This window comes from Asaia sp. W19 (assembly GCF_003994335.1).
In the GTDB taxonomy this organism is placed as follows: Bacteria; Pseudomonadota; Alphaproteobacteria; order Acetobacterales; family Acetobacteraceae; genus Asaia.
The window spans coordinates 1-9201 of sequence record NZ_PNQZ01000082.1; the positions used below are offsets into that span (position 1 = coordinate 1).

At 60.4% G+C, this 9201-nt stretch carries 7 protein-coding genes and 1 pseudogene; 3 read left to right on the forward strand and 5 right to left on the reverse strand.

The genetic code is table 11. From position 1 onward, the window contains the following. Together C0V97_RS16215 and C0V97_RS16220 are read right to left on the reverse strand one after the other, a co-directional pair. Positions 1-528, reverse strand: a pseudogene (locus tag C0V97_RS16215) (calcium-binding protein); the annotation flags it as partial. A 1055-nt stretch (positions 529-1583) separates the two neighbouring features. Further along, entirely contained in the window at positions 1584-3617 is a 2034-nt protein-coding gene (locus C0V97_RS16220; protein ID WP_127103591.1) for an NAD(+) synthase, read from the reverse strand. A gap of 195 nt (positions 3618-3812) precedes the next feature. On the opposite strand from C0V97_RS16220, the gene C0V97_RS16225 reads away from it, so the two are divergent. Further along, positions 3813-3983 carry a DUF1328 domain-containing protein gene (locus C0V97_RS16225; RefSeq protein ID WP_127103592.1) on the forward strand — a complete coding sequence of 57 codons (171 nt, stop codon included), beginning with the start codon at positions 3813-3815 and terminating at the stop codon, positions 3981-3983. Between the two features lie 373 nt (positions 3984-4356). Here the strand turns inward: C0V97_RS16225 and C0V97_RS16230 are convergent, their stop codons facing one another. Both C0V97_RS16230 and C0V97_RS16235 read right to left on the reverse strand, forming a co-directional pair. Further along, positions 4357-4992 carry a hypothetical protein gene (locus C0V97_RS16230; RefSeq protein WP_199751955.1) on the reverse strand — a complete coding sequence of 212 codons (636 nt, stop codon included), beginning with the start codon at positions 4990-4992 and terminating at the stop codon, positions 4357-4359. Between the two features lie 179 nt (positions 4993-5171). Then, positions 5172-5723, reverse strand: coding sequence for a DciA family protein (locus C0V97_RS16235; protein ID WP_370265849.1), 552 nt, complete (start codon positions 5721-5723; stop codon positions 5172-5174). Between the two features lie 60 nt (positions 5724-5783). On the opposite strand from C0V97_RS16235, the gene C0V97_RS16240 reads away from it, so the two are divergent. Then, positions 5784-6836: an A/G-specific adenine glycosylase gene (locus C0V97_RS16240; RefSeq protein ID WP_127103594.1), complete on the forward strand. Its 1053-nt coding sequence runs from the start codon at positions 5784-5786 to the stop codon at positions 6834-6836. Between the two features lie 12 nt (positions 6837-6848). Then, entirely contained in the window at positions 6849-7451 is a 603-nt protein-coding gene (locus C0V97_RS16245; protein WP_127103595.1) for a hypothetical protein, read from the forward strand. Here C0V97_RS16245 and C0V97_RS16250 read toward each other — a convergent pair. Further along, positions 7446-8891 (reverse strand): deoxyribodipyrimidine photo-lyase, encoded by a 1446-nt coding sequence (locus C0V97_RS16250; protein WP_127103596.1) that lies wholly within the window; start codon positions 8889-8891, stop codon positions 7446-7448. The genes C0V97_RS16245 and C0V97_RS16250 overlap by 6 nt on opposite strands. Positions 8892-9201: the final 310 nt, after the last annotated feature.

Sequence of the window (9201 nt, forward strand, 5' to 3'; positions counted from 1 at the left end):
GTTGACACCGTCCGAACCGATGATGGTGTCGTCACCATCGCCGGTTGCGATCGTCCAGTCGCCCTTCTGACCCTGGGCGTTGAACAGGTTATTACCCATCGTCGAGACGAACTTGCCGTCATAGCTGCCAGCGTAGAAGCTGACACCCGCCGTATTGCCAGCGAGAATGGACAGGCTGCTGCCCGTCATGCCTGCGCCATTGACCGTAACCGGGGAGGAGAGCGGCGGGACAGGCGTGTCCTGAGCCGCACCGTCGACTGCGCCGCCCTGGGCGCCAATCMCGAGATTCGTGTAGTTGCCGCTCAGCGCAAAAGCGCCCCCAGTGGTGATGACACCCTGGACAAGCGAATTCGTGCCCGTGGGCTCGTTATTCCCGCCTGCAACAAGATCAACCGAAGAGAGGTCACCGGTCGCGACTGCACCCAGGATCTGCTGTGCATAACTCGAGGCAAGAGTCTGCATCCGGGCACCTTCAACGGTGACCTGCACAGTCATGCCAGACGTACCAACTATCGTTACGATCGCCATGCGACCAGCTCCTTAATTCCTGAAGGCTTCTGACACAAACCGTTACGCCGCACCTGCGGACGAGACTGATGTCCCGTCGCTTGGCCATGCCGTCAACCAAAACCCCATTTGGGAATTCAACAATTTATAGATGTCTTAACCTTTTCTTGGAGTCAATAAATCAAAGGTATTGGAAATCATTCGATATCGTTCTGCCGCACAAGGACATCGATCCCACAGCAAAGGGAGTCAGAAATCCTTTGTCATGGAAGTTGTGGAAGGAAATGTCGGGATTCCCTCGCTTTGAGCGCCCCTGTATCTCATGATGTGGGTATTCTTCTCTTCACATTTCGGAGAGGTTTACTTTGCACCAACAATCCTTTGCGTCGAACATTGCTATTTTTTCATGTTGGAGAGGCAAGTAAAGAGCTCGAATTATGGTCCGTCCAGTGCCGGGATCGGTTACGTAAGGATAAATTTCCCGGTAAAGATCAGGTTTGTGTGAGAGGCGGACTGAAGGCGGCGCCTGATTCGTAGAGATAAATTCCTGCAGGATAAGCGATCATACGGGTCAAAAATCGCATTACCGAAAGTAATGACATTGCTTTGTTAAGGAGATCACAGTAATTGTGTGTCACTAAGTTCACAAATCTGGAAGCGCCTCTTCTGGCTCTTTTTTCGCCAGCACGTAGCTTTTCGAGCCTTGGGTGGCATTCCGTCGCGCCGCCTGGTGCTATATTATCAGAACGGCACGCTGCGCCTGTCAGAACGCGCCGCCCTTGAATTCATGCATGGCTGACTTGCAGCTGCGACATGTATGCCAGCCGTCTTCGCGGGGTTTTGCAGCGACGCATTGCGTGCCGGAAGCCGCCACGAGCTGGTTGAATCGGTAAGGCTGCATCGTCGATCGAGAGACTGCGCCGGTAGCACCGGTCCGGAACAGGGTCCGCCAAGGATATTGCAGCGAGATTCCCAAGTTGTGCAGAAAACGGCATCGAGCCTGTACTCGCAAGGGAGCATCAACTCGATTTTGTCATCGGTATCGGGCCGCGCTCCGTAAACCCCTCAGGGATGAGTCAGAAAACGAGCGCGTCGAGTTCCTGCAGCCATACATCGGCGGTGCCGTCTGAGGGCGCGCGCCATTCCCCCCTTGGGGACAGGCTGCCGCCCGGAGAAAGCTTGGGTCCGTTAGGCATCGCGGAGCGTTTGAACTGACTGAACCCGAAGAAGCGTCTCAGGAACACGCCAAGCCAGTGGCGGATCGTTTGCGCGTCATAGGCTTGCTTGCGGTCTTGCGGGTAGTGCGCAGGCCAGACGCCCTTCGTTTCATCCTCCCAGGCCATCAGGGCCAGGAAGAGGATCTTGCTGGGGCGAAACCCGTAGCGCAGCACATAAAACAAGGTGAAATCCTGAAGGGCATAAGGCCCGATCTTGTCCTCGGTCTTCTGTACCCCGGTGGAGTCGGCGGGAACCAGCTCCGGCGTGATTTCGGCAGAGACGATGCTCTCCAGAACCGGGGCGATACCCTCGCCAAGCTGTCCTTTCTGGGCGAGCCAGCGTATCAGATGCTGGATCAGGGTCTTGGGCATGCCAGCATTGACGTTGTAATGCGCCATTTGATCGCCAACGCCATAGGTGCACCATCCAAGGGCGAGTTCGGAAAGATCGCCGGTGCCGATCACGATCCCATCGCGCTGATTGGCGAGACGGAACAGAAAGTCCGTACGTAATCCGGCCTGCACGTTCTCGAATGTCACATCATGGACAGGAGTGCCGGAAGCAAAGGGATGCCCGATCGTCTCGAGCATCTGCATGGCTGTCGGGCGTATATCGAGCTCATGGGCAGCCACACCGAGTGTTCTCATCAGGTCATGGGCCAGGCCCAGACTGGTCTCCCCCGTGGCGAAACCCGGCATGGTATAAGCATCAACCTGGTCGCGTTGCCATCCCAGCTCATCGGCTGCCCGTGCGGCTACCAGCAAGGCAAGAGTCGAATCGAGTCCTCCGGAGACGCCGATCACGGCGCGTTTGACACCGCTGGTCTGGAGCCGCTGGGTGAGGGCCCGCACCTGAATGGTCCAGGCCTCGTAGCAATCGTGATCAAGTCGGGTCGCGTCGCCCGGAACGAAGGGAAAGCGCGGCACACTGCGGTGAAAGCCGATATCGCCCTGCGGGGGCGTGAGGGTGAACGCGATGCGGCGCCAGTCACCGGGATCATTGGCGCGAGCGCAGTCATGGAAGCTGCCCATGCGCATGCGCTCCTGCCGGAGCAGATCAAGATCGATGTCGGCCAAAGTCATCTGCGCCGTACGTGGAAAGCGCGCCGATTCCCCGAGCACCTGTCCCGCTTCGTAGACTGAAACCTGGCCGTCCCAGGCTACATCGGTTGTCGACTCTCCTGCGCCGGCCGCCGCGTAGACATAGGCGCAGAGTGCACGCTGAGACTGGGCGCGGCACAGGAGATGCCGATCTTCGGACTTGCCGATGGTGATGGTACTTGCCGAAGGATTGCCGATTACCGTGGCACCCGCCAACGCCAGGGTGGTGCTGGGTGGGTTCGGAACCCAGAGATCCTCGCAGATCTCGATACCAAGGCTGAATCCCGGTAAATCCTGCGCCTCGAAAATCAGATCCGTGCCGAAGGGCACAGAGCTGTCTCCTATCCGGATCGTCTCATGACGAACATCAATACCCGGCTCGAAATGCCTCGAATCATAGAACTCGCGATAATTGGGCAGGTAGGATTTGGGCACGACACCCAGCACGGACCCTCCATGGATCACCACCGCACAGTTGAAGAGACGCCCTCGCTGAACGAGGGGTGCCCCTACGACCACCACCGTTTTCCATGCAACTGAATCCGCCTTCAGCTTCTCGAGACAACTCAGAACGCCTTCGAGCAAAGCATCCTGCTGCCGCAGGTCGTCGATGGCATAACCGGAGAGACAAAGCTCGGGGAACACGGCCAGCGCGGCGCCCGCCCTGTCGCATTCATGCGCAAGCCCACTGATCTGAGCGAGATTATGGCGAGGATCGGCAAGGCGTACCGGAACCGTGCAGGCAGCCACCCGCGCAAATCCATGACGATAGAGAGAGCGGAACGCACTCATGAGATCACCTCCTGCAGCCTCTTGCCCGTGACAGCCGCTCTGGTCTCACGTGCCGATATGCCCCCCAGAGACGTCTTTCCAGATTAAAAGACAAGGGTGGATTGCGTCGGGGCAAACCGTTGCGGCTTTTGTCCGTTCACGTTGAAGTGCCGGATCATGACGATTATGTTATGTTCCCCTTTCGGAGTAACCGCCATGGACCTTTTGCGCTGGACTATTGTCTTCCTCATTCTCGCCCTTCTTGCCGGGCTTCTCGGCTTTGGCGGTATTTCAGCGGATTTCGCTTCGATCGGCAAAATCCTGTTCTTTATCTTCCTCGTCCTTTTTGTCCTCAGTTTCATCTTCGGGCGTGGGCGCACACGGTGATCTTCTGAACGTGCAGGCGGCGAGCAAGGTATTGCCGCCTGCTTCTCAGGCCTCGACGCATGGTGAAGACCCATGGCACGTCCGGTATGGAGGACCGTGTCGCCTCGAGCAGGGCTTTGTACCTCCGCTGAGCGAAAGGCCCAGGGGCGCACCCTAACGAGTGAAAGCCGCTCGCATGGAAGCTGCAGGACGTAGCGCCCTGACAGCGAAGGGGGTCATTCGTTACGCCGACCCTGACGACGCGTGCGACGTAGCGCCATATCCTTCCTATTGCGTCATATACCCGGACAGCCCATCCGCCGCCCGGCTACGCCGCTTTTTTGAGGCGATGACGCTCAGTCGGCAGGGCGGGCAGCTGCAATCAAATCCAGGTTCAGTACCCGTTGGGGTCAGGATCGCCCGGATAAGGCGCCGGATAGGCGTAGCCCTCGGCGGGCGTGCAGTTCACATAGCCGCCGCAGGCGTAGGTCGGAGCAGGAACCGCATAGGGTTGGGCGTAATAAGGTTCAGCATAATAGGGCTGCGCCACTGCAGCGCCGATCACCGCGCCCGTGGCAAGACCAAGACCGAGGCCGCCCCAGCCTCCACCCCAGCCGCCCCAGCCCCATCCGCCGCCCCAGCCAGGCATTCCCCAGCCGTAGCCCACCCATCCGGGACCGCCCCAGCCCCAGCCAGGACCGCGCCATCCGCCGCCCCACGGGCGACCCCAATAACCGCCTCCGTGCCAACCGCCACCCCAACCGGGACCACCCCAGCCGCGTCCGCCCCAGCCACGGCCACCCCAGTCTCGTCCTGGCCCGCCATACCCCGCGCCGCGATATCCACCGCCGCCCCATCCCGGGCCTCCACCATGAAAGCCCCCACCGGGACCGCCACGAAAACCGCCACCCGGTGGTCCCCCATGGAATCCACCTCCGCCGTGGAAGCCCCCACGCTGCGCATGGGCTGCGGCTGGCATCAGCAGGGGCAGGGTAAGCAGCACGGCCTTCAAGCCAATCTTCTTGCGCATGATCGGAATCTTTCTGCTGACGGCGGGCGGCACAGGCCGTCTTGTCCGGTACTCAGGATATCGTGTCGCGAGACGGCGGAATAAAGACGAAAGCGTAACTGCGTGATTTCGTTTCGTGACAAACCATCGAATGTTGCGGAAACTCCGCTTGGCACGAGCCCCAGTGCCTTTCTGCCGCTTCAGCGACGGGGGCGTGACCGGATATAGCCCCCAAGACGCGCCAGCGTGTCCTGAAGTGCCCCTTCCTTCATATCGCTGATGCGGACAGGGGAGGGAGCGGGACGGGCAGCAGGCATCACAGGGCGCATCACGGAGGGGTCCTGCACAATCCGGATCTTTCGCACCAGGATCGTCCCGTCGTCGAAGCGCAGGTCGCGCCCGCTTCGTAAGGGGCCGCAATGCGTGTTGATGCGCTCGATCAGCTGAGGCGCCAGATGCTGCAACTCGAGCGCAACCGGCCCCGTGCAGGCGATGGTCAGCGTCCCGGCGCTTACGCGTCGCGGTTCGGTCTGAGCCGCCAGGGCAGGCCCGACGATTTCCGCCCAGTCCATAATGAGCCTGACGGCGGGTGCCGCTTTCTTGTTGAAGGCTGGTCTCGTGACCTGGGGAAGGATTGCTCCCAGCGCACGGCCCGTCATGCTGCGCCGCTCGGGCGGGCCCTCCTTCTGAGCAGCCTCCATCCCCCGGCCTTTGCGTGTTCTGGTTGCAGGTGCGGAAGATGCAGGGGGCATGCGTGATATTCCCGATGCCAGGCCCTTGTCCGATGGGAAATCTCGCTTCATATCGCGCAGGTGACTCCTTCCGCTTCTGCTCTACTCGACTGGTATGCGCGCCAGAGGCGCGTCTTGCCGTGGCGCGCCCTGCCGGGCCAGAACGCCGACCCCTATTCGGTCTGGCTGAGCGAAATCATGCTGCAGCAGACCACGGTCGTGACCGTTATGCCGTATTATATGCGCTTCCTGAAGCGCTATCCCACGGTACGGGACCTTGCAGCGGCTCCGTTGCAGGATGTCCTGGCGGCGTGGGCGGGACTCGGCTACTACAGCCGCGCCCGCCATCTGCATGCCTGCGCGACGGTCGTGGCTGAAATGGGAGCGTTTCCGCAGGACGTGGCCGGGCTTCAGGCGCTACCGGGGATCGGGGCCTATACCGCGCGCGCTGTGGCCGCCATCGCTTTCGGTCTGCCCGTCGTACCGGTCGATGGCAATGTCGAGCGCATCACGGCGCGACTGCATGCCGTCGATGATCCCCTGCCCAAATCGCGACGTACACTCGATGCGCTGGCCACCAGGCTGAACGATGACCCTGCTGCGCATGAGGCGCCGAGTGATTTCGCCCAGGCCTTGTTCGATCTTGGGGCGACGCTTTGCACGCCCCGTCGCCCCTCCTGCCTCATGTGCCCCTGGCGCGATTGCTGCAAGGCTCATGCTCTGGGCATGGCCGAGCGCTTCCCCGTCAAGGCACCCCGCAAGACCAAGCCGCAGCGTTATGGCGCTGTGTTTCATCTGAGAGACGCTCAGGGGAGGGTTTGGCTGCGCCATCGCCCCGATACCGGGCTTCTGGCGGGCATGACGGAACTGCCTGGCACGCATTGGGGGGATGAGGCGCTTTCGATCGAATCAGCCCTCAACCAGGCCCCGATCGAGGCAAGCTGGGCAGTATCAGGGCAGATACGTCACATATTTACCCATTTTACGCTCACTTTAAGCGTTTTCGCGGCGCAGGTGCCGGATTTCGGATCGCTCCACAATCAGGCGGGATTTGCCTGTCCACCCGGCTTGCTGGTTAAACAGGCCTTGCCCAGTGTCATGCTCAAATGCCTGGCCCTGGCAGATCGATCATAAGAGGATTCCTCCATGTATTTTGCTTCCTCACGCTTCTGGCTGCTCGATTTCTTCGGGCATGTGGTCGATCACGACGCCCTCAGGGATTGCCTGTTTTCGGTATCTCCCCCGCCGGGGCGCTATCCGGGCCTGTTCTTCTTTGCCGACGACGTATCGACAGACCAGTTTCCGGTGATCCTGCGCAAGATCGTCTCGCTGCCCATGCCGATCCCGCCGTTACAGGCTCGTCGCCTGAATACTGGTCTCGTGACCCTTCAGCGTAGCGACGGGACAGGTCGCTATCTGCGCAGTGTGGAGAATGACGGGATAGATTTTCAGGCAACCGAGGCGAAGGACTGGGAACATTTCTTCATTCTCTCCGAGCCGATGATGCATGCCTATGCCATCCTTAGCCAGGAAGCCGTGAGTACAATCACGGATGATACGGGCGTGACGATGCCCCCGCTGGTACTTGCCCAAGGGCATAAGGGGCGTATCGGCGACTATTCTTTCTCTCTCGCGGCTAATCTCCCGGCGTTGGAAGCGCTTTCATCCCTCGAGCCCGGACATACCGTTCCCCTCACACTCAGGACCGATCATGGGCGCGAGATCACCTTCACCATCACCCGGTCATGAGCCACGGGTCTGTCGATAGGCCTTCATCGCGCGATCGCGTCCCTCATCGAGTGAGACGATTGGTTCCGGATAGTCGCGCCCCAGCTTGATCCCGGCCTTCTCGAGTGCTCCCGGCTCTGCCGCCCAGGGGGCGGCCAGGGCATCATTGGGAAGTTTCGCCAGCTCGGGTACCCAGCGGCGGATATAGTCGCCCTCGGGATCGAATTTTGCGGCCTGACGCAGCGGGTTGAAGATGCGGAAGAAAGGCGATGCCTCAATACCGGTCCCGGCGACCCATTGCCAGTTGACGGCATTCGAGGCCGGATCAGCGTCGATCAGCGTGTCCCAGAACCAGGCTTCGCCCTCTCGCCAGTCGATCAGCAGGTGCTTGGCCAGAAACGATGCGACGATCATGCGCGCACGGTTATGCATCCAGCCCGTTTCCCAGAGCTGACGCATGCCAGCATCCACCACCGGAATACCGGTTCTGCCGCGCTGCCAGGCCGCGAGTTGCTTTGGGCTGCGTCGCCAGGAGAGCTTGTCGAACTGCGCTTTCAGATTGCGCCTGGGCAGTTCCGGGTTATAGAAAAGCGTGTACCAGGAGAAATCGCGCCAGCCGAGTTCGGACAGATAGGTGTCGCGATCGGGCGCGCGTCCCTTGTCCTTGCAATAATGCCAGATCTGACGGGGTGAAAGCGTCCCCAGGCGCAGATAGGGCGACAGGCGCGAACTGTCCTCGGCGGCCATGTCGTTTCGGCCTGTGTCGTATCGTCCTAGCGCCGCATGGGCGAAATCATGCAACAGCTCGGTGGCCGCCTCCTCACCGTGCTCCCAGTATTCGCCCATCTTTTTCCCCCAGTCCGGCTTGCTCGGCAGGAGAAGCTCGTCGATGGCGCAGGGTCGAAGCGCTTTCTTCCCCTTGATGGCGATATCACGGAACGTCAGATGCTTCGGGACAGGAAGCGGCGAGGGAGGCGCGCCAAGGGCCTGGAACCCTTTCCACCACGCCGAAAAGATTTTGTAGGGCGTGCCGGATTTGGTGGTAACGGATTCTGGATTGCGTAGCACCGTTCCATGGGATTGGATGAAAGAGCAGTCGAGCGTGTCCAGTTTTTTTGAGACCGCCTCATCCTGTTCCCGCGCCTCTTTCTGGTAGCGATGATGGCAGAATACAGCGCTGGCGCCTGTGCACTGGACCAGTTCCGGAATGAGTGCGACCGGATCTCCCTGTACAATGAGACAGTCGCCGCCCTTCTCCTCCAACGCCTCCTTCAGCGCCTCCAGCGCCCCGTGCAAAAACCATTGATAAGCGCCTCCTGGCGCACGCACGACACTCGTGTTGTCGAGCACATAGACACACAGGATCTTCCCGCCTCTGTCACCCGCAGCGGAGAGCGCCGGATGATCGGCCAGACGCAGATCATCACGAAACCAGACGAGGGAGAGTGGGGCATCGGACATGGGGCGGGTACTCGGATACGGAGAAGGCGAAAGAAGGCGTCGGATACCTTCACGGTGTCGTGTTTCAGCGTGTCAGTCGGGCTCGGGTTCGCCTCGTTGGGGTTTCTGTGGCCTGCACACCACAGCGATGCCGATTCTCATTTGTAACGATGCAAACCCTTGCCGTGTCGAGACGTTCTGGGAGGCGAAACTCTTGATAGGAAATTCTTCCATGACTACGGCTTCCTTCCTCCGCACCGGTGCTCTCGCTGTTCTTCTGGCTCTGCCGGCCCTGGGCCTGTCGGCATGCAACACGGTTGACGGTGCCGGW